26 protein-coding genes and 1 tRNA gene are annotated in these 24,266 nt (G+C 45.8%); 13 read left to right on the forward strand and 14 right to left on the reverse strand.

From position 1 onward, the window contains the following. Positions 1-3: 3 nt before the first annotated feature. Positions 4-198, reverse strand: a complete 195-nt coding sequence (locus QZZ22_RS12855; protein WP_292465523.1) for a MoaD/ThiS family protein — start codon at positions 196-198, stop codon at positions 4-6. Positions 199-244: 46 nt separating this feature from the next. Next, positions 245-391, reverse strand: coding sequence for a hypothetical protein (locus tag QZZ22_RS12860; protein WP_292465524.1), 147 nt, complete (start codon positions 389-391; stop codon positions 245-247). Between QZZ22_RS12860 and QZZ22_RS12865 the strand changes: the two genes are divergently transcribed. From QZZ22_RS12865 to QZZ22_RS12880, 4 genes are all read left to right on the forward strand, one after another. Then, a tRNA-Arg gene (locus tag QZZ22_RS12865) sits at positions 367-438 on the forward strand. The genes QZZ22_RS12860 and QZZ22_RS12865 overlap by 25 nt on opposite strands. Before the next feature lie 717 nt (positions 439-1,155). Beyond that, the gene (locus QZZ22_RS12870; protein ID WP_292465525.1) at positions 1,156-2,016 is read left to right on the forward strand and encodes a winged helix-turn-helix domain-containing protein; all 861 of its coding nucleotides are present in this window, start codon (positions 1,156-1,158) and stop codon (positions 2,014-2,016) included. A 678-nt stretch (positions 2,017-2,694) separates the two neighbouring features. Then, complete coding sequence (locus QZZ22_RS12875) at positions 2,695-3,348, forward strand: HAD family hydrolase (protein ID WP_292465593.1); 654 nt, start codon at positions 2,695-2,697, stop codon at positions 3,346-3,348. 4 nt (positions 3,349-3,352) lie between these two features. Then, the gene (locus QZZ22_RS12880) at positions 3,353-4,558 is read left to right on the forward strand and encodes an NAD(P)/FAD-dependent oxidoreductase (protein WP_292465526.1); all 1,206 of its coding nucleotides are present in this window, start codon (positions 3,353-3,355) and stop codon (positions 4,556-4,558) included. Positions 4,559-4,574: 16 nt separating this feature from the next. On the opposite strand, the gene QZZ22_RS12885 is transcribed toward QZZ22_RS12880, so the two are convergent. After that, positions 4,575-5,078 (reverse strand): amino acid-binding protein, encoded by a 504-nt coding sequence (locus QZZ22_RS12885; protein ID WP_292465527.1) that lies wholly within the window; start codon positions 5,076-5,078, stop codon positions 4,575-4,577. Between the two features lie 256 nt (positions 5,079-5,334). Between QZZ22_RS12885 and QZZ22_RS12890 the strand changes: the two genes are divergently transcribed. Further along, positions 5,335-6,678, forward strand: a complete 1,344-nt coding sequence (locus QZZ22_RS12890; protein WP_292465528.1) for an isopropylmalate synthase — start codon at positions 5,335-5,337, stop codon at positions 6,676-6,678. A gap of 97 nt (positions 6,679-6,775) precedes the next feature. On the opposite strand, the gene QZZ22_RS12895 is transcribed toward QZZ22_RS12890, so the two are convergent. Continuing rightward, a complete protein-coding gene (locus QZZ22_RS12895) occupies positions 6,776-7,804 on the reverse strand; it encodes an isocitrate/isopropylmalate dehydrogenase family protein (protein WP_292465529.1) in 1,029 nt (342 codons plus the stop codon). 143 nt (positions 7,805-7,947) lie between these two features. Here QZZ22_RS12895 and QZZ22_RS12900 point away from each other — a divergent pair, with 143 nt between their 5' ends. Next, positions 7,948-8,796 carry a TatD family hydrolase gene (locus tag QZZ22_RS12900; protein ID WP_292465531.1) on the forward strand — a complete coding sequence of 283 codons (849 nt, stop codon included), beginning with the start codon at positions 7,948-7,950 and terminating at the stop codon, positions 8,794-8,796. Between the two features lie 12 nt (positions 8,797-8,808). On the opposite strand, the gene QZZ22_RS12905 is transcribed toward QZZ22_RS12900, so the two are convergent. The 4 genes from QZZ22_RS12905 to QZZ22_RS12920 form a co-directional block, all read right to left on the reverse strand. After that, the gene (locus QZZ22_RS12905; RefSeq protein WP_292465533.1) at positions 8,809-10,137 is read right to left on the reverse strand and encodes a glycerate kinase; all 1,329 of its coding nucleotides are present in this window, start codon (positions 10,135-10,137) and stop codon (positions 8,809-8,811) included. Between the two features lie 104 nt (positions 10,138-10,241). Next, positions 10,242-10,535 carry a hypothetical protein gene (locus QZZ22_RS12910; protein WP_292465535.1) on the reverse strand — a complete coding sequence of 98 codons (294 nt, stop codon included), beginning with the start codon at positions 10,533-10,535 and terminating at the stop codon, positions 10,242-10,244. A 304-nt stretch (positions 10,536-10,839) separates the two neighbouring features. Next, positions 10,840-11,025 carry a PspC domain-containing protein gene (locus QZZ22_RS12915; RefSeq protein ID WP_292465537.1) on the reverse strand — a complete coding sequence of 62 codons (186 nt, stop codon included), beginning with the start codon at positions 11,023-11,025 and terminating at the stop codon, positions 10,840-10,842. A gap of 85 nt (positions 11,026-11,110) precedes the next feature. Then, positions 11,111-11,467 (reverse strand): helix-turn-helix domain-containing protein, encoded by a 357-nt coding sequence (locus tag QZZ22_RS12920; protein WP_015052966.1) that lies wholly within the window; start codon positions 11,465-11,467, stop codon positions 11,111-11,113. A gap of 90 nt (positions 11,468-11,557) precedes the next feature. Here QZZ22_RS12920 and QZZ22_RS12925 point away from each other — a divergent pair, with 90 nt between their 5' ends. The 4 genes from QZZ22_RS12925 (at position 11,558) to QZZ22_RS12940 (ending at position 14,011) form a co-directional block, all read left to right on the forward strand. Further along, a complete protein-coding gene (locus tag QZZ22_RS12925; RefSeq protein ID WP_292465542.1) occupies positions 11,558-12,217 on the forward strand; it encodes an NAD(P)/FAD-dependent oxidoreductase in 660 nt (219 codons plus the stop codon). A 113-nt stretch (positions 12,218-12,330) separates the two neighbouring features. Further along, complete coding sequence (locus QZZ22_RS12930; protein ID WP_342765111.1) at positions 12,331-12,636, forward strand: CGGC domain-containing protein; 306 nt, start codon at positions 12,331-12,333, stop codon at positions 12,634-12,636. Positions 12,637-12,655: 19 nt separating this feature from the next. Next, positions 12,656-13,024: a 4Fe-4S dicluster-binding protein gene (locus QZZ22_RS12935; RefSeq protein ID WP_292465544.1), complete on the forward strand. Its 369-nt coding sequence runs from the start codon at positions 12,656-12,658 to the stop codon at positions 13,022-13,024. Between the two features lie 6 nt (positions 13,025-13,030). Further along, positions 13,031-14,011, forward strand: coding sequence for a formylmethanofuran dehydrogenase (locus QZZ22_RS12940; RefSeq protein WP_292465546.1), 981 nt, complete (start codon positions 13,031-13,033; stop codon positions 14,009-14,011). Here QZZ22_RS12940 and QZZ22_RS12945 read toward each other — a convergent pair. Both QZZ22_RS12945 and pyk read right to left on the reverse strand, forming a co-directional pair. Next, a complete protein-coding gene (locus tag QZZ22_RS12945; RefSeq protein ID WP_292465547.1) occupies positions 14,008-15,738 on the reverse strand; it encodes a sensor histidine kinase in 1,731 nt (576 codons plus the stop codon). The two genes, QZZ22_RS12940 and QZZ22_RS12945, sit on opposite strands and share 4 nt — an antisense overlap. 167 nt (positions 15,739-15,905) lie before the next feature. Beyond that, on the reverse strand, positions 15,906-17,345 hold the full coding sequence (gene pyk / locus QZZ22_RS12950) for a pyruvate kinase (RefSeq protein WP_292465598.1): 1,440 nt from the start codon (positions 17,343-17,345) through the stop codon (positions 15,906-15,908). A gap of 166 nt (positions 17,346-17,511) precedes the next feature. Here pyk and QZZ22_RS12955 point away from each other — a divergent pair, with 166 nt between their 5' ends. Beyond that, on the forward strand, positions 17,512-20,559 hold the full coding sequence (locus QZZ22_RS12955; RefSeq protein ID WP_292465549.1) for an FAD-binding and (Fe-S)-binding domain-containing protein: 3,048 nt from the start codon (positions 17,512-17,514) through the stop codon (positions 20,557-20,559). 52 nt (positions 20,560-20,611) lie between these two features. Here QZZ22_RS12955 and QZZ22_RS12960 read toward each other — a convergent pair whose 3' ends face one another. Both QZZ22_RS12960 and QZZ22_RS12965 read right to left on the reverse strand, forming a co-directional pair. Next, entirely contained in the window at positions 20,612-20,809 is a 198-nt protein-coding gene (locus tag QZZ22_RS12960; RefSeq protein ID WP_292465551.1) for a hypothetical protein, read from the reverse strand. Between the two features lie 28 nt (positions 20,810-20,837). Then, on the reverse strand, positions 20,838-21,335 hold the full coding sequence (locus tag QZZ22_RS12965; RefSeq protein ID WP_292465554.1) for a flavodoxin family protein: 498 nt from the start codon (positions 21,333-21,335) through the stop codon (positions 20,838-20,840). Positions 21,336-21,621: 286 nt separating this feature from the next. On the opposite strand from QZZ22_RS12965, the gene QZZ22_RS12970 reads away from it, so the two are divergent. Both QZZ22_RS12970 and QZZ22_RS12975 read left to right on the forward strand, forming a co-directional pair. Beyond that, the gene (locus tag QZZ22_RS12970) at positions 21,622-22,320 is read left to right on the forward strand and encodes a PspA/IM30 family protein (RefSeq protein WP_292465555.1); all 699 of its coding nucleotides are present in this window, start codon (positions 21,622-21,624) and stop codon (positions 22,318-22,320) included. After that, positions 22,317-22,595, forward strand: a complete 279-nt coding sequence (locus tag QZZ22_RS12975; RefSeq protein WP_292465558.1) for a hypothetical protein — start codon at positions 22,317-22,319, stop codon at positions 22,593-22,595. The genes QZZ22_RS12970 and QZZ22_RS12975 overlap by 4 nt, the downstream gene beginning before the upstream one ends. A gap of 5 nt (positions 22,596-22,600) precedes the next feature. Here the strand turns inward: QZZ22_RS12975 and QZZ22_RS12980 are convergent, their stop codons facing one another. Beyond that, positions 22,601-23,173 carry a hypothetical protein gene (locus QZZ22_RS12980; RefSeq protein WP_292465560.1) on the reverse strand — a complete coding sequence of 191 codons (573 nt, stop codon included), beginning with the start codon at positions 23,171-23,173 and terminating at the stop codon, positions 22,601-22,603. Continuing rightward, positions 23,173-24,051, reverse strand: coding sequence for a zinc metalloprotease HtpX (gene htpX, locus QZZ22_RS12985; RefSeq protein ID WP_292465562.1), 879 nt, complete (start codon positions 24,049-24,051; stop codon positions 23,173-23,175). The genes QZZ22_RS12980 and htpX overlap by 1 nt, the downstream gene beginning before the upstream one ends. Positions 24,052-24,266 lie beyond the last annotated feature (215 nt).

A 24,266-nucleotide genomic window follows, 5' to 3' on the forward strand; every position in this document is an offset into this window, starting at 1 on the left:
AATTTAGCCTCCGAAAACCACATGAATGATGCGAATCTCGGCCCCATTGTCCAGAACCCTGTCTTCAGGAATCACCTCACCATTCATTACCACAAGCACTTCGCTCTGGCTGATACCCAGTTGCCTGAGCAGCCCTTCTACGGAGATAGGTTCAGAACATATCTGTTCTGTTATTCCTGAGGGGAGCTTGATCTTCATTTGTAATCACTTTTGAATACAATACTTTTGTGGAACCTTAGCTGTATCACAATTGTGAAGCCAGATTGAACTTCCTGATACTTAACAATACCGACACACATCCCATATCGACAGCAGATTTATTATCAATGAGGTGTATCCATGAAACATCCCACACATTTTCAAGACGGACCTGTAGTGTAGCGGATATCACTTAAGCCTCCGGAGCTTAGAACCCGGGTTCGAGTCCCGGCAGGTCCGTGAAAGAAATACATTGAATTCTACAGTAAATGCTCTCCTCATACAAGTCCATAAAAATATGGTGTAATAATAAATATAGGAGGTAGTCGAGGCATCCTTCACCATCAAGCTTCCAGATGCCTCACATTTCCATTCTGCAACATTCCCCAACGCCACAATCGGTGATTTCTATGGATAACCCGAGCGCATACTCCCAGGCCCACAATAAACAATTAGTCTTTATGTTACTTAACATGAACCTGATTAAATTTAATGGGTAACAGCGTTTACGGAAGCAACATGAAATTATAATGACTTTGAAGCGCGTCATTATATTAATTATCCGATTATATTAACAGCTTAGTCCTATTATTTGTACCTTTGACAAGGAGAACATTCGGGAGTAAACTCATCCAACCTTCTTGAAATTGCCGCACTAATAAGATTCCTCATCTGGTCCCATAGTCCGCACAGTGGGAAACCTTGTGTATACCTATAGAGTGCAGAGGTCATTCGGAAGCAACCTAAACAGTATTTTTTAATATTAACCAATCAAAATGCCATTCAATACTTCGTTTTTGCAGGCACGTGTTAAAGACTGATGCGATCATATTCCAATTACTTGATAATTCTACTGAACTTTATTACTACACAAAAAGGATGCAAGGTAACGCATCAACAGATAGCTTTCGGAATAGTTTATATCCATAAAAAGCGAAATAGATAAGAGGGGTTGTAATGAAGTGTTCTTTACTTGACACAATATTCCTTTCTGAGAAAAGGAAAGATCTTTTGTTATTTTTAAAGGGAGGAGCAAAGACTAAAGAAGAAATAAGAGAGTATTTCAATTTCCCATGGAAATCTATGATTCCCCAGATAAAGAAACTGCTTGAGTGGAACCTCGTTACCTATGAGAATGACATATATTCCCTTACCCCGACCGGAGAAGCTATTGTCGAGAACATGCAAAAACTTCTGATGAGCCTCAATGTCCACGAGGAGAGATTGGAATACTGGTCAGACCACGACTTAAGCCCCATACCCAGAGAATTGCTTTACAGAATAGGGGAACTGGAACAATGCGAAATTCTGGAGCCAGACATTCCAAGCATATTCGAGCAACAGGAGGAAATACTCAAAAGAATAAGCGGTTCCAGTAAGTTATCTGCATTCATTTCCGTGTATCATCCCTCCTACTTTTTGCCATTTTCCAGTTACCTGGAAAAGGGAATTAAAGTAAATGTAATAATGACCGAACAGGTTTATGATATCCTGCAGGAAGACATGATCAAGGATATTGAGGATATGCCCAGTGAGAATCCTCTATCCCTATCTATGAGGAAAGATTATGAAAAGGAAATAGAAGCTCTTTTTAAGACAGGTCGCTCGCATATCTACATATATCGAGAGAATATCAGACCTGTGAGCATTACAGTCACTGACAGACTGCTGTCTCTCTCTCTCATGGATAGGAATGGAAGATACACAAACCGCATTATTGTCAGCTCCAGGCCAAAGGCCTTGCAGTGGGGAGAGGAACTTTTTAAATATTACAGGGACAGGTCAGAGATTCTGGACATGCGAAGCACTGCAAAGTAATATGTAGAAATACAAGAACAGGATTACAGCACATCGACACAAAGTATAGATGAAATGAAAGAAACCGCATCCCCTTTTAGGCATATGCAAAAGGGTTTTTGAAGCACCTGCGAGAGGTGCTTCAGTGGTCAGTACACATCATCTGAAAATTCGGTTGGTTGAGGTTGTCAAGACGTGTACATATAGTAGTTATATCTGATGAAATAAAAACAAACCTTCCTCAACCTTTTGTTTCTTATAGGAATGATCCAACAGTAAAGGATATACAAAAGCAATTAGCATTTTCCTGAAGCTTTCTCACGGCAATAATAAAAAACTGTGTGCTATAATGAATGTCTGTTATTGTGTTTAGATGCAGGGACACGAATAAAAGCCTGTCCACATGGAGAATGAAAACCTTCTCTTTCATCTATGAAGGTGGTTTCACTGACTGGCTCATGAATCTGTTCATTTGGGCCACGTGTCCCCAACCGATTTAAAGTGTTTGAAGTAACCATGCAGTCCTCCTTTAGAGATATATTACTATGCAGGTAATAATTATACTGGTTATATTTATAAATATGTTGTCTGTCAGGATACTTGTAAGGAACACGTTAAATATATACCCGCCAAGTATTGTATATTTGAGGACACCCGAAAAGAGTTGAATGGAGGGAACAAACTATAATAAGAGGCATCATTTTTGATATGGATAACACTCTTTTTGACTTTGTCCATGCTAAGATCCTTGCCTGCACATCTATTGTTGATCATCTGGGAAGAGGCGATGCTCATGAGCTATTCAATTATTTCCGCAGAGAGATCCACGGATTTGAAAATGTCGAAAACATCAGCGATTACCTGACAGACAATGACTGTTTTTCGCAGGATATCTTTCTTGACTGTTGCAGGATATATGAAGAAGAGAAGATCAGGTCAGTTGAGCTGTACCCTGACGTTGAGAGCACCCTTCTGGAACTTCGATCAAGAAATCTCCTGCTTGGCCTCCTTACAGATGCCGAGATGCGCAATGCAAGAGCAAGGCTTGAAAAAGTAGGACTTTATTCACTCTTTGACTCCCTTTTCACCTATGATATAACCGGCTGGAAGAAACCCTCCCACAAGACATTTGCACATGCATTAGATGCTATGGGGTTAAAGCCCCATGAGACACTTTTTGTCGGCGATAGTTTAAGACGCGACATCGCGCCTTCCAAGCAGCTCGGGATGATGGCGGCTTATGCAGTGTATGGCGACAGGAACTCCGACAGGGACAGAGCACCTATCAAAGAGAATCCAGACCTTATACTCAACAGATTTAGCGACCTGCTTAAAGTTGTAATGGATGAGTAAGAAAATGAAGACAGATTATGATGTTATTGTTGTGGGAGCAGGACCCGTGGGATCCACTGCAGCCAGGTATGCTGTTCAGCACGGAGCAAGTGTGCTGATGATAGAGGAACATGCATTCATCGGATCACCGGTGGGCTGTACAGGGCTTCTCAGCAAGAGGGCACTGGAAGAGTGCGATGTCAAACCTTCGGAGAACTTTGTGCTGAACAAGGTCCGCGGTGCTTTTGTGCATTCTATGGATGGTAACTGTCTTCCCATAGATGGCAAAGAGACAAAGGCTTACGTGATCTCAAGGAAAATATTTGACCGCACCCTCACTACTATGGCCCTTGAAGCCGGGGCTGATATATGGATGAACACCCGGGCAGTTGGCCTTGAGAATGCGGGCGATAAGCAGATCCTGTCAGTAATAAGGAATGGAGTTAGCCTGCAGCTGGAAACTAAAGTTGTCATTGGAGCCGATGGAGTACGCAGTGGCATCGCAAGGATGGCAGGACTTGGGAAGGTGAGAAAAGTCCTCCCGGGCATACAGATAGAAGCTCCATACAGGAGTGCTGACCCGAATTTCGTGGAACTGTTCGTCGGCTCGCAGGCTCCGGGCTTCTTTGGCTGGGCTGTCCCTGTAAGCGAGGAAATAGCCCGCATTGGGTTAGCAATAGATTGTGAAGATTCACAATGTGCCCAGGACTACCTTGGAAAACTGCTGAGAAATAACAATCATGTTTCATCCAGGTACAGCGGAGGAATGCTTGACTTTGTGGTGGGAGGAATACCCCTGGGGCCCTTAAGTAAAACCTATGCGGAAGGGACACTAATTGTGGGAGATGCGGCAGGGCAGGTCAAACCCACCTCGGGCGGCGGGATATACACTGGTGCAGCATGTGCAAAGATAGCTGGTGAAGTAGCAGCATCAGCAGCGCTTGAGAACGACACTTCGGCTGACCGGCTTGCAGAATACGACCGGAGGTGGAGGGCAAAACTGGGGAGGGAGCTTGCCATCGGGATGAAGATCCATGATTTCATGGGAAGACTCAGTGATACTGAGATGAACAAGTTGCTTGCCTCAATGAACAAGCCTTCGATTCTCGAAACCATTACAGCCTACGGGGACATGGACCATCCATCCATTGTGATCAAAAAAATGCTAAACCCTGCCAACTCCAAACACATTTTCGGTGTGTTCACAGCTTTTGCAAAGGCTGTGCTCTGACAGCCCGGAAAGTCTTTCAGTAAATACTCACGCCTTTAACTGTATCCAGGGCCAGGAGCTCTTCAACGATACTTCCCGGTACCTTTGCATCAGTGATTATTGTCAGGCGAGGTTCCGCAGTGAAGAACGGATCATCCGAGACAGCCTGTCTGATGCTGATCTTGTGGCGCGCAATCACAGCTGACACGTCAGCTATTATTCCGGTATGAGCTGCATCATCAGGAGTAATTATAATGACACCAAGGCCAAGCAGAGGAGCAACTTCACGCAGGAGAGGAATGGATTTTACATTCTGGAAAATATTCCTCAGGAGATCATCACCAAGTATGACTTCAGTCGTTGAGTCAACAACGCGCCTGTCAACACCTGCTTCTTTTGCAAGCTGGGTATGCGCGATCTCGATTTTGCCGGAAGTGACTTTTCCTTCATTGTTAACCTGGAAGCCGCGCTCGAACATTAGTCGGAGGACCTTCTGTTGCGCAGGATGTTTTTCGAACTTTTTGAGCAGTAGACTCCACATAATTAACCTGTTACCACTTTAAATTATAAAGATATAAGGTTAGTTTACCTATTTAAAAATGTAAACCTACCATAACCCTATGAAAGGAAAGGATTTTAAGTATTAGGTTGTCTATTAAAACGAACTGGTTATTGAATAACGTACGTTTACCCGGAGTTAAAACAGTCGTTGCTCAGACCAACAAATATCCTGCCGTTTCTAGAGAAAGTCGCTTATTCCGGGAACTAAGGAACTTACTCTAAGGAGGAGGAAAATTATGAAAATATACAGGGACTACGATGACCTTCCAAAGATTAAACTGCCGCATGGGCAGGAAGTCTCTATCAGTGACAGTACGATACGCGATGGCGCCCAGATGCCGGGTATAGTTATAAAAAGCCAGCACAAAGTAAAGATATATGAATATCTGCACAGGATCGGCATTGAGAAACTGGAGGCATTTGTCTACAATGAAAGGGACAGGAAGGCCATAAAGCTCATGCAGGATCAGGGATATGAGTTCCCGCAGATAACAGGCTGGGCCCGTGCAAACCCTGCAGATATCGACATGGTCCTTGGAGTTGACGGAATAGAGGAAACAGGCATCCTCATGTCCGTATCTGATCCACACATCTTTGACAAGATGGGGCTGAAGAGCCGTGAAGCTGCGGAAGAAAAATATCTTAACGCACTCCAGTATGCAGTTGACCATGGTCTTAAGACCAGAGCGCATATCGAGGATATGACCCGTGCAGATAATTACAACTTCGTGTTCCCGCTTATCAAACAGATAATGGACATTGACTCCGACTGTACCATACGCATATGTGACACCATTGGGTTTGGAGTGCCCTTTGAAGGCGTTGATGAGCCCTATGGCTTTCCAACCATTATCAAGCACCTAAAGAACGAACTTAATGTGAAGAATATCGAGACTCATTGTCATGATGATTTCGGACTTGCGGTTCCCAACTCCATTGCAGGATACTGGCATGGTGCAAACTGGTCCAACGTCACTTTCCTCGGTATAGGGGAGAGAGCGGGCAACGCAGAGATGGAAAAGATTCTGCTCTTTTTGATGAGGCGTATCGAAGGCTTTGATAAGTACAATCTGGAGTGCCTTGTGGAGTTTGGCAAGTTCATGGAAAAGGAGATAGGTATCAGGATACCACGAAACAAGTCGGTGGTCGGTAACAATGTTTTTGCCCACGAGTCAGGTATCCACACAGCAGGTGTCATCAAGAACCCCTTCACCTATGAGCCCTACCCTCCTGAGATCGTGGGAGGAAAAAGAACTTTCCTTATAGGCGATTCATCGGGTATCGAGGTTCTCAGATATAAAGTTCAGGAGACGCTTAATGAGCTGATGGACGTACAGATAGAGATAGGAAAGAGCGACAAGCGGCTCAGGGACATACAGATGGATATCCAGAAACTATATAATGATGATAAAAGGGTTTCCTGTATTTCCGATGAAGAGATCCTTGCATACGTCAAGAAGTATTTCATGTTCAATCCCCTGGTCAGCAAAGACATGCACCGGCAGGAAGAGGAGGATAGTATCCCGGAAGCGCCTTTGAGCAAGCCGCGCAAAGACCCGCATATCCATGGTCTGGACTGAACCGATACACCAGCAGAAAAAGTATTGGTATTCAGAGGCCCTTAATGGAATGGCGGAGTAAGGACCGCCATCATTTTTAAAAGATTGAAGCAGGAGATTATTTCATCTCTGCTTCTACATATCTGACAATGGCATCAGTCATCTCACTCATCTTAGCATTACCGCCAAGATCGTAGGTGAGGTACTTGCCTTCGGTAATTACCTTCTCGGTAGCGCTGAAGATTGCCTTTGACTGCTCTTTTTCGCCCAGATAGTCAAGCATCCATGCACCTGCGAGCACAGTGGCAACAGGGTTGACCTTGTCCTGGCCTGCGTACTTTGGCACGGAGCCATGTGCCGGTTCAAACATTGCATAATCGTCGCCTATGTTCGCAGAATAGATAAGACCGATACTGCCCACAAGTGCCGAGCATTCCTCGCTGATCACATCCATGAACAGATTTGTTGAGAGCAGGACCTTGTTGTTAAACAACTGGGGATTCTTTATGAGCTGCTGGGCAATGTTGTCAATGTGATACTCCCAGAGTTCGATATCTTCATTTTCCTTGCCTGCCTTCTCCACTTCTTCAAGGAAAAGACCGCATGTGCGCCTGAGGATATTGCTCTTGTGAATAGCTACGACTGTATCAAAATTCCTTCTCTTTGCTTCCTGGAAAGCATACTTCGCAACCTTGGAGCTTGATGTGCGGGTAATCTTCCTGATGGCTATAGCTACATCGTCTGTGAGCCTTACCTCCTCACCAATGTAAAGACCTTCAGTACCTTCCCTGACGCATACAAAGTCAACATCACCAAGAGGCCTTGGGGTGTTTGGGAACGTCTTTATGGGCCTTACGTTGGCATAGAGATTGTACTTCTGCCTGATGGAAACTGCTACACTCCTTGGTGCCCCGACCACTCCCGGAGTCGTTGTCGGACCTTTATAGCATGCATCAGCCTCATTTAGTACATCCCACGTTCCATCCGGAATAAGAGAGTTACCGCCGTGCTTTTCCCACCATGTGGCACCAGCATCACACCTAATGAATTCGACACCTGTATTTGCAGCCTCCGCTACTTTCAGCATCGCATCGACCAGTTCGGGACCTACTCCGTCTCCGTTAATTACTGCTGCTTTCTTGGCCATATAAATTTCACCGACCCCCTTAATGCATATCTGATTCTTAAGCCTTGGGTATATTTTACGGAGATTTTCACATGCGTTTCAAAAAGAACTGAAACTGCCCTGCAGGCAACAGGGTTATTTTTAATAAGAACGATTTTTAACTGATGAAGACACCCGCCCCGTTCCCCATAACAGACGAACACATGCATATTGACCCCAGAGCCAGGGGACTCAAAGCAGTTAAGGAGTTCCAGGATGCAGGCGGCACACATATCTTCCTTGTCATGAAGCCAAGCTGGACCCTGGGAATAAAAATCACAAAACCTGAGGACCAGGTAGCTGTTTTTGAAGAGACCATAGATATATCCCGGCAGATAAACCAGACAGGTGTCACATCTTTCCCTGTGCTTGGAGTACACCCTGCAGAAATAAGTAAACTCCTCGAATACATGGACCTTGAAAGAGCAAAAGAGACCATGAAAGGTGGACTTGACATTGCAGCAGGTTATGTGGAAAAAGGCCTTGCCGTGGGCCTTAAGAGCGGCAGACCTCATTACCCGGTTCCTGAGGATGTCTGGAACGCATCGAACGAGATAATGGAACACGCATTTTCCCTTGCAGCCGATCTGGATTGCGCTGTCCAGCTACACACGGAGAGCGTGGGGGAGCCGGAACTTGTTGATATAACGGAGCGAGCCACAAAGACAGGAATTAAACTGCACAGGGTTGTCAAACACTACGCTCCGCCGTTGGTCAGCGTGTGCGAGAGACTCGGGATATTCCCCGGGGTGCTTGCAGGGAAGGGAGCCATTGAAGAAGCCTTGCAGCAGGGTACCCGGTTTATGATGGAAACAGATTACATCGATGATCCGGAGAGGCCGGGAGCTGTACTGGGGCCAAAGACAATCCCGAAAAGGACACTCAAACTTGCAGAGCAATATGGAGAGGATATCTTCTGGAAGATCCATAAGGAGAATCCTGAAAAGGTATATAGTGTGGACATAGAGATATGAGAAATAACAAGATCAAGTGTCCCCTTGTACAAGCAGGACATATATATCCATTACATTAGTCCCTGTAGGACCGGTAATAAACAGATCCTCCGTTTCCTTGAAGAACTGGTAAGAATTGTTGTGCTGCAGCATGACCCTGGCTTCCATTTGCACATCTTGTCCTTTGTCAACAGTGTCACCATCTGCAAAAGCACCGGCTGCATCTGTCGGACCGTCATTCCCATCTGTTGCAGCTGCAAGAAGCAGCATGTTTTCCAGGCCCTCAACCTCTATAGCAAAAGAAAGGGCCAGTTCCTGGCATCTTCCGCCCTTACCCCTGCCCCTGATAGTAACAGTCGGTTCCCCGCCTGCAAGGATACATACCGGCAAAGGTAGCGGTACTGCATTTGCCCTTTCTTCCTTTGCTATGGAGGCGATTACCTTTGCAACCTCTTTTGCCTCACCCGCAAGTGAGGATGTCAGCAGCAGAGTATTATAGCCAAGCTCATTCGCTTTTTTCGTAGCTTCCTCAAGTGCAAGGAGATTATTGCCTACGAGATAGTTGTAGCATTTCTCAAACATGGGACCTTCCAACTTGGGAGTATCCTCTATTACACCTTCAAGTCCGTCTTCCAGCAAACCCTGGACTGCTGAGGATAATTGCAGGCCATATCTGAGCACTATTTCCTGGAAATCATCAAATGTTGACCTGTCGGGAACAGTCGGTCCAGAGGCTATGACATCCAGGGAATCGCCTACAACATCTGAGAGGATGAGACTCACTGATTCGGAAGGGTATGCAATTTTCGCAAGTCCTCCACCCTTTACTGCAGAAAGATGTTTTCGTACAGTGTTTATTTCATCGATGGTAGCTCCGACCCGAAGAAGCTTATCCGTGAGATTGATAATATCTGTAAGGGCAATGCCTTTGCGCGGGAGGGTCATAAGCGCCGAGCCACCGCCTGAGATCAGGAAGAATATAAGGTCTTTCGGACCAGTCCTCTCAAGAAAATCGCGTATTTTCTTTGCCGCAAGAACTCCATTGTCATCAGGTATAGGATGGCCTGCTTCCATTACTATTATTTTATTAAGAGAACCTGCAAAGCCATATTTGGTTATAGCGTAGCCTTCAGAAATTTTCTCACCAAGTATATCCTCAAGAGCAGCAGACATAGATGTAGAAGCTTTTCCAAAAGCAACTACGTAAATATTAGTATATAAGGAAATGTCATAGGATCTGCTTCCAATATGTAAGATATCGCCTTTCCTCTGCACAGACCGCTGAATACATGCATATGGATTCACAGCAGCGATGGCCTGTGAAACAATTCCCACGGCATCAGATCTTAAATTCTTTTGCATGAATCAATCCTCTCGAAATAATATCGTACCTTAAGCTCTGCCATATCTACCTGTTAACTGTCCCTGCGCCAATGTATGACCCTGCATTAACTTTTCGACCTGCTTTATTCCCGAACCGCCTGGCAGATCAATCTCCGTATCAAGTGCAAATACCTTAAAACGATATTGGTGTATTCCCGCAGAAGGACAAGGACTACCATATATAGCCCCCCGTAACTACTAGTCCCTATTACTCCCGGAAAACGGGTCTCTCCTGCCTTCAATCCAGGTTGCATGATCCAGACTGACCAGTGAATGAAACTGCCTGAAGAAGAATCAGGGTCATCTACCAGTAACATCAGACTTTCCGTCTCCTCCGGGATACATGCCCCATTCACAAAGGCGCTGCTTGAGACCATCAACTATCTACCCCAGGACTTCCTGCAGTTTATCAAGTGAGCCGGCAGTGTCCGTCTGTGGTCCGGTATCATTGTCCCCATGTATCCGGTCTCCATTATGAAACACAATGATATCACCAGAAACAACAGAAGCATTTTTGAAGGTTATTCACAACATACCGCCCGCCCGTATCCAGTTTGCTGGAAACTGCTTATTTGTCCCCAGTTATAAATCAACAACTGTCTATTTATGGCTTTTGTAACTCAAAAACCGGAAAGAATGTCCTGAAACCTTCTGCAGGCAAATGTAGTCAGGAAGCCCATATTATTCTTCCGGTATGATGACCCATGCAATCAGGTAGACAAGCAGGCCTGACCCAAAACCCATTAAAGTTGCAGCGGCTACAAGCAGCCTTATGACTACAGGGTCAACACCAAGGTATTCCCCAACACCACTGCACACGCCTGCAATCACCCTGTCATGTTTGAGCCTTCTTAACTGTTTAACCATAAGATCACAATCCAGAGTAACTCATCCTTTTACTTAAACTTTTACTTAATACATATTTTACAGGGTTATTTGACACGCTGCCTGATCATAGCTGGCATAACTTGCAGTTGGAGTTCTCACATTCATCATTCTCGAATTTCCACTTCAGACCCCATTTCTTGATGTTCTGGATGATATTAAGGAACTCTTCGCCGCTTTCTGTCAGGGAATACTCGCACTTGATAGGAACTGATGAGTTATCTACCACCTTTCTGACAAATCCCTGTTCCTCAAGTTCTTTCAGCCTTAAAGATAGTGTTTTGGGGGTAACATCCTGAAGCCGGGTCTTGAGCTCATTGAAGCGCTTCTGCTTTTGTTCACCCTTGTACAGTTCAAGAAGGATACAGAGAGACCATTTTTTTCCGATTATATCAACTGTTTTGTATATAGTACAGTCTTTCATAGTATCCAATTAGAAACTACCGGATATATATGTCCCTGCATGGTATACCTGTATGTTCATAAGTTATTTTGGATGAAGGAGTGAATTAATATGTCAAAAGACCTACTTGAAAAAGGAGCTATCCTGCAAAGAGATAAGGAAACGTATGCTATTGCACCACACACACCGGGTGGAATTGTTTCAGCTCAACAACTTCGTAAGATTGCAGATGTTGCGGAGAAGTATAACGCTGCAACATTGAAGGTAACTTCATCCCAGAGAATTGCGATTGTAGGATTGAAGGAAGAGGATCTCGATAATGCATGGAAGGAACTTGGAATTAAACCAGGCGCTGCCATAGGTATTTGTGTCAGGAGTATAAAGATATGTCCGGGTACTACATTCTGCAAGCGCGGACAACAGGACGCTGTCGGCCTTGGGCTCAAACTTGACGAGAAATATCACGGAATGCCGCTTCCATCCAAATTCAAGATGGCTGTTTCCGGATGTGCGAACTCATGTTCAGAACCTGCCATAAAGGATATCGGAGTCATGGGCACTCCAAAAGGATACACACTTATGGTTGGAGGTAACGCAGCTATCAAACCAAGACTTGCTGATGTCATAGCAGATGAATTGTCTGAGGATGAAGTACTCCAGCTTGTTGATAAGATAATCAGCTTCTGCAAGACCAACGGTTCAAAGCATCGCCTGGGCAGAGTTATCGATGAGATGGGCATTGATAGCTTCAAAAAAGAGATCGGCTTATAAGTCATAAATTATTTTCCGGGGAAAGTTTCCCTGCTTTTATTTAATGTATCAAACTTCTTAATAGCGGAGCTGATGTTATAGGAGATATTGAACCTGCAACAAAAATAGCAGTAATAAGATGTGATATTGTATCAGAGACATGTCCCGGTGTCGGTTGCCTCAAGGCTTTCAACAGACGTACAGTATATTTCAGGGACTACGATCAGAATGCCGAGATGATAGCATTTTTCACATGCGGTGGATGCTCAGGGCGCAGGGTCCACAGGCTGGTAAAATCCCTCCTGAAACATAGAGTGGATGTTATTCATCTTAGTTCCTGCATGCAGATGGATAATTACCCTGAGTGCCCTCATATCGAAGAGATAAAAAGGACTATTACCAATGCAAATATAAAACTGGTTATGGGAACACACCACTGAGTGTTCTGGGGAGTTAAACATGGTTAAAAGATCAATAGTCAAAATCGATGAAGAGAAATGCACAGGATGCGGAAAATGCATATCACCATGTGCAGAGGGAGCAATAGAGCTTGTCAATGGCAAAGCAAAGGTGGTTTCTGATGATCTCTGTGATGGAATGGGGTTTTGTATAGGACTATGCCCTGTTGGGGCAATTACCGTAGAGCAGAGACATACCCTTGAATTCAATCCTGAAAAAGCCCATGCACAACCTAAGAAGACCGATACATCCATTCAATGCTTCAGTTGCGGCTGCGGAGAGGAAAAAGCATACCTTATGCCTGCCAGGCACAAGATGGAAAGCATATGGGTATGTACACAATGCCTTCCAAAGCTGATACATGGATAAAGTAACATGCCTGTCAAAATAGAATTAACAGCTAGTGCAGACTACCTGCTGGACTATACTTTCAATTTTTACTGGCATAACAAGTCATTAGATCCTGATAGTATAATCCCTTTTCAGAAAGATACCAAACTGAGCTATCGGGACCTTGTAATGGCACTGAAAAACGGAAAAGATGTTAAGATAACAGGGAATGTCGGCAGGAACTTTGCCTATAGCGCAGGGGCTGACCTGCAGCACCTGGGCGGGAGCGGTAATGTGGAAAGTGCTGGCAGGATATTTGTGGACGGGAATATCAGGCCTGAAGCTGCCATGGGAATGGTTGCAGGCACACTCTATGTAGCGGGCAGTATCAGCGAGCCATTAGGAAATATCATTGAAGTCAGGCCAGATATTCAAAGCTATCGTAAGTTCCGCTCCATAACAGACATTGTATGCAACGGCCCTGGAAAAGACGTCCTTGTGTCAAACAGCTACAACCCAGATGACAGGACACTTTTACTCAACGATGGCATCCTCAGGGGAACCATAGGAGCACGTTGCGCCGCCTCCATGACTATCCGCGTAGAAGGGAATGCACATAATGGTACAGGTGTACTCATGCGCGAAGGTATGATAATAGTGAACGGTAACGCCGGTATGAACACCGGATCGCACCTTAATGGAGGGACGGTAGCTATTCTTGGCAGCGTCGGAGAGTTTGCAGGCGCCTATATGAAACGCGGTCTTCTTGCCTTTAAGGATGCTAAGGGCTACATCGGTGCAGGGATGACAGGTGGTACAATATATTCAAGAAGCAGAGTTAAAACAAATCCCCCTGTCGGAAAGGTCAGGATGGGAAGAGAGGACGCTGCACTGATGCACAAAATAATGGCAGCCGGCAGGATAGATGCTGCTCTGTACAACAAGTATGAGCTTGAACCTGAAAAGGAAAAGTATATAGAAGTACGCATGCGCGATGGGTCCATTGTCCTCAGAAAGGCAGATTAATGTATGGCTGCACCAGGATCACATTTTTTGAGGGCGACCCAGAACACGGAACCTTTTCCTTCCGGATTGTCGTTCACGCCAACAAAGCCGTTATGAAGATCGATTATCCTCTTGACGATAGCAAGTCCAAGACCTGATCCCTTTATACCTTTCCTGTCAGCCCTTGTAAAGCGCTCAAATATTCGGGATTTGTTCTCATCAGTAACACCATCCCCATTATCGATGACATGAACCTTCCAGTAGGCTCCCGCATCGACTACTTCCACCTTGATTCTGCTTCCCTCAGGACTGTATTTAATAGCATTGGACATAAGGTTTGAGAATACCTCTTCTATTATCTCATTTACTCTTGAAGGATATTTACCAGGAGTTACAAGCTCCATTGTGATGTTTTTTTCCATCAGGCTATGATCAAAGCTTTCAGCTACATTTCTTATTATAGCACCCAGATCATTCCTGTTCAGCTCCAGTTCATGGGACGATTCAAGTCTTGCAAGCTTTGCGGCGGAGTCGATCATGGATATCAGCTTGTCGGTTTGCCGGTCGATCGTTTTAATGATCTTTCTTTTCTCTTCGTCCTCTTCTTTGAAGTATAACACATCATTGAAACCTTTGATAGCTCCGGCCGGGTTCAGGAGGTCATGCCGCATTATATCCGTAAAGAGGTCCTTGAGTTTGTTAGACCTTTCAAGTTCTGCCTTTTTGATCTTCTCTGTTGTCAGGCGGTCATACGTGACAATCAGAACGAGCAGCATGGAGAAGAGGACCACCCAGTACCAGTGCTGTGTCATTGCATCATTCAGGGAGACTCTGCCGTAGTTCTCATAAGGACCCAGGCGCAATTCTCTCATGAGATCATGCACTGGCGCATAATCAAGAGGGATAGTCCAGCCTGCGTAATTACCGGACTGTGCCGCAATATTATCAGAGGGCATACTGAGCAACGCAATTGCTACCTCTTCTGAAAGATCAAGGGATGTAGTACTCGCTTTTGAGAATGCCCATTCGGGATAGAGCTCCGTGCTGAGCAGGAAAGGAAAGCCTTCCACATGTTGCTGATTGATCACCTTGAACTCTGAAAGGTTTATCCTTCCTTCCGCTTCAAGCCGCTCCAGCACATCAGTCCTGATGATACCTGCATCGACATTCCCGCTCATCACAGCATAAACTACAGCATCATGTGTTTTCCCAAAGGAAATGTGGCTGAAATCCCTTCTATGATCGATACCGCTCTGCTCCATGGTTCGCACAGCTATCCAGAACCCTCCGAATGAATGCTCATCCACTGCCATCAGCGACTTACCCTGAAGGTCACTGAGCTCGTTGATATTAGTGTTATCAGATTTGGTAATGATAACTCCGCCATATTCTGTGTAGGCGTTACCATCCCAACGGTTCTTCAAGGTAGCTATCCTGTTAATCCCGTAAGTGGATTCCAGTTCCACATACAGGAAGGGGTCTGTCAGGACAAAATCAACTTCCTCATTGCTTACTGCATCAAATACCTCATCATAATCCAGAGGCAGTATCTCAAAAGTACATTCCGGAACCTCATCGGAGAGGTATTCTGCCGTTTTGGCCAGCGTGTTCAGGGAATGGTCCGGACCTCTGTGGGAAAGTATCCCTATCACATAAACATTTTCTTCACACGATGCAATTGGCAGGAAAAGAAGGCCAAAGAGCATCAGAAGTAAGGAAAACCGGGCGACTATTGAATGTAGCTTCATTACAGTATGCAACTCTTGTGATGGTAAGAGACATGAGACTCCTACGCGTTACTATCAACTTGTAGGATAGCTATATCCATATATAAATATAATTGTGTATATAAGTTGATTAGAATAAAAAAAGGAAAGTGGGAGTGCATATTATATTATGCATCCGGTAATTGTTGTTATTCTACATGAATAAACTTGAGCAGATTAGTACCCCCCGGCCGACCTCGCCCGGAAGGCTGTCCCTGTGTCAGAATGAACATATCACCCACACCCGCTGCCCCGGATTTCTTCAGATAATCGATGACCATATCCTCCCAATCATCCTTCAGTTCACTGACAAACGTGGGATGGACAGCGTATTGAAGTGCCAGTTGCTCACATGTCTGAGAATTACGGCTGAATGCAAGTATCCACTTGTCCGGCCTGAAGCGGGAAACATTCCTTGCAGTCTTCCCTGAAACCGTGGGAGTCACCACATATCTGACCGGAAGGACCTGCAACGCATCATTTACCTGCATGGATATCATGTCCTCTACACCCGGGCTCATCCGGTTCAGAGCCTTTTTCATGAGAGTGAGACCTTCTTTTGTATTGCTTCGCCATGCCTCAGTGGATCTTGCTATCTTCACCATTATCCGGACAGTCTCTACCGGGTATTTGCCTACAGCGGTCTCTGCAGATAACATGATAGCATCAGTGCCGTCAATGATAGCGTTTGCAACATCTGTGGCTTCCGCTCTTGTGGGGCGTATATTCTCTATCATGGACTCAAGCATCTGGGTCGCCGTGATCACAGGTTTGCTGAGAAGGTTGGCCTTATGTATGATATCCTTCTGGACGATAGGCACATCCTGTATGGGAATCTCCACACCCAGATCCCCACGTGCTATCATAATACCATCACTTTCCATCATTATACTGTCAATGTTCCTGACAGCCTTTTCCCGTTCGATCTTGGAGACAATGAATATTTCATTCCCCCTCCTTGTCGCGTGGTCGCGCAGTTTCCTTATGTCTTCTCCTGATTCGATAAAAGACACACCGAAGATATGCAGGCCTTCATCAAGTGCAAAATCAACTATTTCCAGATCCCTTTGTGTGACAGGATCAATGAATATACGAGCGCCGGGGAGGTTCAGGCCCTTGTTGGATGACAGGGGCCCGCCCACAACCACATCACAATAGACATCTTCACCTTCTGTGCCCGTACACTGCAATTGTATGAAACCGTCATTGAGATAAATTGGTTTGCCGGCCTGTACACTGTGCGATAACCGGTCATAGTTAACCGGGATGAGCGACTCAGTCCCTATGACATCCCGCGATGTGAGGATAACTTTCTCCCCCTTTTTGAGGAATACAGGCTCCTTCTCAAAAGTACCTACCCTTATCTTGGGCCCCGGCAGGTCTGCCATTATTGCCACAACCCTGTTCAATTCTGCCGATATCTTGCGTATCCGCCTGATCACTTCTCGCTGCTCCTCCATGTCCCCATGGGAGAAATTCAGCCGCGCCACATTCATGCCTTCAATTATCAATTCCTTCAACACCTCTTCTGAGGAAGAGGCAGGGCCTATGGTACAGACGATCTTGGTTTTGTTATCCGGCAAATGCATAGTTTCATTCATCCTCTTTCACACCCTTGATATTACGTAATATGGAACTGATTGGATTAAGGCTTATTCTGCAGTATTCAAGCGCATTTATATAGGCAGGATTTAAATGGAACTATATTGAAAATAATTATAGAGATCACATAATAATGAAAATTGGGAGATTAGCATGGTAAATACGACCTATGAGTTAAAGGATGAACAAAAACAAGAGCTTTCATCCATGTTTGGGAAAGGGGTTAATTTCAGCGAAAAGGAAAGACATTTCTATACCCATGATGTTGGTGCACTGCCATCCCTTGTGAAAAGGATGCTAGGCAATACAAAACCTGCTGCAATTGTGAAAGTATTGAATGAGGAGGATGCTGTCAAGCTTGTGAACTTCGCACGCCGGCACAGTATTCCCCTTGTGCCAAGAGCAGGCGCTTCTTCCGGCTATGGGGGCGTCATTCCCACAAAAGGAGGCATAATAGCTGATATGACCCCGATGAGAAAAATAATCAGCATCGATAAAGACAAACTACGGGTCACTGTGGGAGCGGGAATCATCTGGTATGACCTTGAAACAAAACTGAACGAAGAAGGTCTGTCAGTACAGGCCGTTCCGTCAAGTGCATTATCCGCGACTGTGGGTGGCTGGCTTGCCCAGAATGGTGTAGGCTATGGGAGTTATGAGTACGGCTGGTCACAGGACACCATGGAGTCTGCACGTGTGGTACTGCCAAATGGTGAGGTCAGGGACTTCTCAGGTGACGAGCTTGGAAAGATCGTTGGTACCATGGGGACTGTCGGAATAATCACACAGGTAACCCTGCGGGTCAGAGAGCATGAGAAGAATGCTGCCATTTCTGCACAATTCCCGGATGCCCAGAGCATGCAGGCAGCCATTGAAAAAGTGGGCCAGAAAAAGATCCCGATATGGGCTATCTCTTTCCTGAACCCGCAATGGGCAAATATGAAAAACCAGGCTCCGCCTAAAACTCACTATGGAGAGCCGGTGGACAATCACAGGCCACAGCTGCCTGAGTCGTACATATGTAATTTCGTGTACCCTGCATCAAGAGATGTCAGTGGCCTTCAGGATATTATCAGAGAGGCAGGTGGAGAAGTACTGCCGCAAGAGATAGCAGAGCATGAGATAGAGGAATGGTTCAGGTCCATGAAGGTCAAGAGACTTGGCCCGTCCTTTATCCCTGCAGAAGTGGTCGTGCCTGTGAACAAGATCGGATCCGTATTCGATGATATCGGCAGGAAGATAGGTCTTCCGGTGTTGGTTGAAGGTATGGTCGTGAAAGGTGATGAAGCTGTCATGCTATGCTTCATACCCCATTCGGAAAGGTCTTTCAGGTACAACCTTGCATTCCCACTGGCCCTGAGCATCGTGAAGATAGCAGAGGACAACGGAGGAAGGATCTATTCATCAGGCCTTTACTTCTCGAAACAGGCAGAGAAGGTCTTCGGTGGAAGGCTGGCAAAGATACGGGAGCTCAAGAAGAGTACAGATCCCAATGACATCATGAATCCTGAGACACTGACAGGCAAGCCGCTGATGCAGACAGGGCTCTCTTTTGCAAAAGCCTTTGAACCGATGGCACGCGCCATGGGTAATGTGTCAGGGGTCAGCCAGCAGGATTTCAGGGAAGAGAAGGGCATACCTGGAGATATCGTCTCACATGCTTTCACCTGCGCACAGTGTGGCTACTGTGTTAACGAGTGTGACCAGTACTATGGAAGGGGATGGGAATCCCAGTCACCAAGAGGAAAATGGTTCTTCCTTAAGGAGTACTTTGCAGGAAGGATGGAACTTGACCAGGAACAGGCTGATACTTTCCTTGCGTGTACCACCTGTGAGATGTGCGACCATTACTGCCAGCTGGACCTGCCTATCGAGCGCTCCTGGATGACCCTCAGGGAGAACCTTGTCCAGAAGAAGAAGATGATGACCATCCCGCCTTTCGAGATTATGGCACAGAGCCTTGAGAGAGAAAGGAACATCTGGGCTAATTACAAGAAAGACAGGGACATGTGGGTGCCAGATGACATCAGGGCCAAAATCAAGGACAAGGCAGAGATTGCCTATTTCGCAGGGTGTACTGCATCATTTGTCGAAAAGGATGTGGCTGTAGGTACCGTGCGCCTGCTTGATGAGGCGGGAGTGGAATTCACATATCTCGGGGACAAGGAATCATGCTGTGGAATACCGATGCTTGTAGCAGGGAAGTGGGACCTCTTTGAGAAAATAATGAAGATGAACACCGCCAATATGCAGAAGAAAGGTGTGAAAACGGTTGTAACGTCCTGTCCCGCATGCCTGCTCATGTGGAGGACCATATATCCCCAATGGGCGGAAAAGCTGGGAATAGATTATGGTATTGAAGCAAAGCATTACTCAGAGATATTGGTGGATAAGCTGGATGTGCTCAGGCCTAAGTTCAAGCAGCCTTTGAACAAAGTAGTAGCATGGCACGATTCATGCCACATCGGCAGGGCGGGTGCCGGCATATACGATGCTCCCAGAGAATTGCTCAAGGCCATACCGGGAGTAGAGTTCAGGGAAATGGAGCATAACAGGGAAAGAGCTCTGTGCTGCGGTTCTGTTGTGACACTTATCGATGAACCGAAGGTCGCGAGTAAGATAGGCAATGTCCGCCTTCAGGAAGCAAAAGACCAGAAAGCGGACATTATGGCTGCACTCTGCCCTTGCTGCCTTGTGCAGTTCAGGGTCGCTGCAAAGGATAATAATGTAAACATAGAGATACAGGACCTTGGAGCACTTGCAGCCCGCAGCCTTGGATACGACATCCCCGATACCACCAATGTGGCACTTGAAGCATGGGTCACATTCGAGAAAATGATCGAGCTGATGGAGCCGGAGAACATGACAGAGATGATGGTGGAGCTCTTGCCTGACATGATAGGTGCAATGCCTTCATACATGAGGGCCATGATGAAGACCGTAAAGTACGTGCCGGGCATGGATGCGCTGATGAAGCCCATGATGCCGAGAATGATGCCACTGCTCATGCCGTCCCTGATGCCCAAGGTGATGCCAAAGATGCTCATAGCAGTAGAAAAGAGAGTACCTATGCCGGCTCATATGAAGGAGCAGATGCCAGACCTTATGCCTGCAGCAATGGGGAATCTGATGCCCAACATGCTGCCTCAGATAGCACCATTGCTGACACCGAAAATGATAGAGTATATAAAAGCGAATTAAAGAAAAAAGAGTAAATGAAAAGGATAAAGGCGAGCTGTCCTTTATCCGGTTCTCACTTTTTTGGTATTGGCTTATCCGGCGTGACACCGTAATATTTTGTCCTTGCCTTGCCCCATATGCATCCTTTCTTCCCTACTATCTTCAGTTCGATGTTCTGCAAGGTCCTGCACAGGCTGTTCCCGGCACGTGCTCCTTTACAAATAAAGCAATAGTTCTCACAGAATACCGGAGCTTTTTTCTGATCTGACATGGGACACCTCTGTTAATTTGCTTATTGCTTACTTAGCCTTGGACTGGATGTCCCTGGCAAACTCGCGTGCTTTCCGGAGACGGCTTTCGTCAGGCTGTCCCTTGGTGGACGGACCCATCTCACCGAATGCTTTCATTTGAGGGTCTTCTGCTTTTAACAGCATATCGATAACAGGCTGGGCAAGTTCACCCTGACAGTCGAATGTTCCAAGGAGATTTGCATCTGCTGCTGTTTGCTGGGCTGAGCCTGTCCACGAATGGATAGCTTCAAATCCTTCGGGAACAGCGTGAGTCATGAATATTGCAATGTTCTTGCCTTTTGTATTCCCGGATAAGAATTCTTTCATTTTGGGAGGAATGTCAAACTGCAATACAGGGAAACCTATGAAAGCAAGATCATAACCTTCAAGGCTCGTAACTTCTGATAATGCTTTAATTTCTTTTTCCCCTGCAAGCTCTCCATAGATCGCTTCAGCTACTTTCTTTGTATTTCCGCTCTGTGACATGTATGTTACAAGTGTTTTCATATCGATTCCTTCTTTTAGTTGGTATCCTATATTTGGCTTCTACATATTAATATAGATGAGCGTTACAAAAATATACCTGGTTTGGGAAAGTACAAAATGATAACTCTTAGCCACGTAATACTAGATGATATGAAACAACGATATATTTTGCAGGACAAACGTATTATGCTTTTATGACCACATATAATAGTCACTGGATACTAAAAGAAAATTTGAAATAGCGGACAGACAGATACACCACCTGAATCAATGTCAGTGCCTGAGAAAGTTATTCCGGAGGAAGATCATGGGTTTATTCAACAGAATGGGAATCGTAGTTAAGTCTAAAATGAACAAGCTGGTCAATAAGATGGAAGACCCGAGAGAAACGCTTGATTATTCTTACGAGAAGCAGCTTGAGATGCTGCAGAATGTTAAACGGGGAGTTGCTGAGGTAACTACCTCAAAGAAGAGGCTCCAGTTGCAGCGCTCAAAGCTCCAGCAAAGCATGGAAAAACTTGATGCACAGGCAAAGGAAGCCATCAATGCCGACAGGGAGGACCTGGCAAGACTGGCTCTTGAGAGAAAGAGCTCATTGGCCACCCAGATCCAGGGCCTCGATACACAGATAGAGGAACTGGAAAAGGAGCAGGAGAAACTTGTCGCAGCCGAGAAGCGCCTTTCGACCAAAGTAGAGGTATTCAGGACACGGAAAGAGACCATCAAGGCACAGTACTCTGCTGCCGAGGCCCAGGTCAAGATAAGTGAATCCGTTTCAGGGATAAGCGAGGAAATGGCTGATATCGGCCTTGCGATAGACCGTGCGGAGAACAAGACAGAAGATATGAAGGCCCGCGCTTCAGCACTTGATGAACTCATCGAGACCGGCACACTGGAAGATTTCACAAGCAGCGGGGATGACATAGACCGGGAACTTGCAAAGATCAATGCACAATCAGGTGTGGACAGCGAGCTTGCAAGACTGAAGAAGGAGGCGGGGAAATGATAATACGGATATCCGAAGAAGGACAATACCAGGTTCCAAGCAGTCTCTTTGATGAATTGAACGTCATTGATAACAGAATAGTGGAACTTGTGGTCAATGGAAATGAGAAAGAGTACAAAGCCGAACTCTTAAATCTGTTGAACTGCATTCGTTCAAATGGGAAGAAGCTTGATGATGCCGACATCAGGGAATCAGACGTCATCGTCCCGCCAGACGACCTGACCCTGAAAGAGGCAAGGGAGATCTTTACAGGCGACGGATTACTTGAAGGCTGAACTGCTCAGAATGGCATTCCCCATAGAGGATGCCATTTTTCCAGATCTTTCTCAACGGGTAGTTCTTTCTCTATGAGAGATTTGAGCCTCATTTCCATGGAGTTGTCCCTTTTGTTCTTTTCCCGGGGTACAAATGGATAATAACTTCCCTGCTTGAAGTTGTATATCCAGTAGACAGGGCCGTTGCTCTCGAACCTGTACACGGCGCATAGCAACTGTTCACCGAAGTCACTTTCGATAAGGGTCTGGGAGACCATGTGTATAGTCGTTACAAGGTCTTCAAAATCAGTGTCTTTGAGAATCACCCATAGAAAATTATACTCATCCTTCTCAAGCCTGTAGTCAGTGCCTGTTTCAGCTGCACTGTACTTAAGCAGGCCTTCTATCTCTTCCCTGACCGTCTGGTAACTTGACATAGCCATAGACTTGAAGCAGATACCTGCAGAACTTGAAGGCACCAGGCCCAGGTTCAGCTCCATGGTCACCACGGCAGTAGATATCGCAAAGAGACGGTCAGTATTTGCTTTAGGCAGTTTGCTCTTTCCAAGCACAGAGTCGAACATATCGCGCAGACCCATCAGGACTCCATCTCCCTCTGCATCTTTTCAAGTGCTGCTATACGCTTTTCCATTGAAGGGTGAGTGGAGAAGAGGTTCATTATGGAACCCGAGACCGCCGGGATGATAAAGAATGCATTCATTCCTTCGACCTTTCTCAGGTCTTCCGTGGGTATCCGTGGCATAACATCGCTTATCTTCATTAATGCAGAGGTGAGGTTGGCAGGGTTCCCGGTGATCATGGCTGCACCCCTGTCAGCAGCGAATTCACGATAGCGTGAAAGGGCGCGGATGAGCAGGAAACTGACCAGCCATACGCCGATAGAGACAAGCCAGATCACAATAATATTTCCTCCACCTTTCCTGTTGTTCCCGAAACCTCCAAAATACATGCTGTACCTCACAAAAAAGAAGGCGACAGTGGAGAGGAAACTGGCAATGGTCAGTATGGTCATATCCCGGTTCTTAACATGGCTCAGCTCATGAGCAAGCACGGCCTCAAGCTCTCCCTGGTTGAGCCTGTCCATCAATCCGGTAGTGACTGCAACTACAGCACTGCCCGGACTCTTTCCGGTAGCAAAGGCATTTGGGACAGGAGTCCTTACAATAGCTATCCGGGGTTTTGGCAGGTCGGCCATGGCACAAAGCCGTGTCACTGTCTGATGAATTTTAGGTTCCTCTTCTTCTGAGACCACTGTCGCTTTCATGGACCACAGGACCAGCCGGTCAGAATAGTAGTATTGCAGCCCCATGAACAGACCTATAAAGAGTAGCATGACTCCCATCGAAGTCCCCATAGAAGCGAGGAATGCAAGGAAGAGCAGATACACTGCAGCCAGCAGGAACATCGTCAGGACCATCCTTCCTTCCAGCCCCATATCCCTTTTCCATTTTACCATACTTGAAGCCTCAGTTTTATCATTGATAGCATATACATTTCTGGTTTAATAGGGTTTTACATGATATAACCTTTTATCAGGAAAATTTTTCTTGTAGTATAAATATATTTAACCTTTTTCAGTATGAGACATTTTGCCAGGCAACAGAGAGCATAAATCTGTCAACGACTCCCGACTGAAGTCGGGAGCTTGCACTTCAAGTTCTCAGCTTCCTG

This window comes from Methanolobus sp. (genome assembly GCF_016278365.1).
Lineage (GTDB): Archaea > Halobacteriota > Methanosarcinia > Methanosarcinales > Methanosarcinaceae > Methanolobus.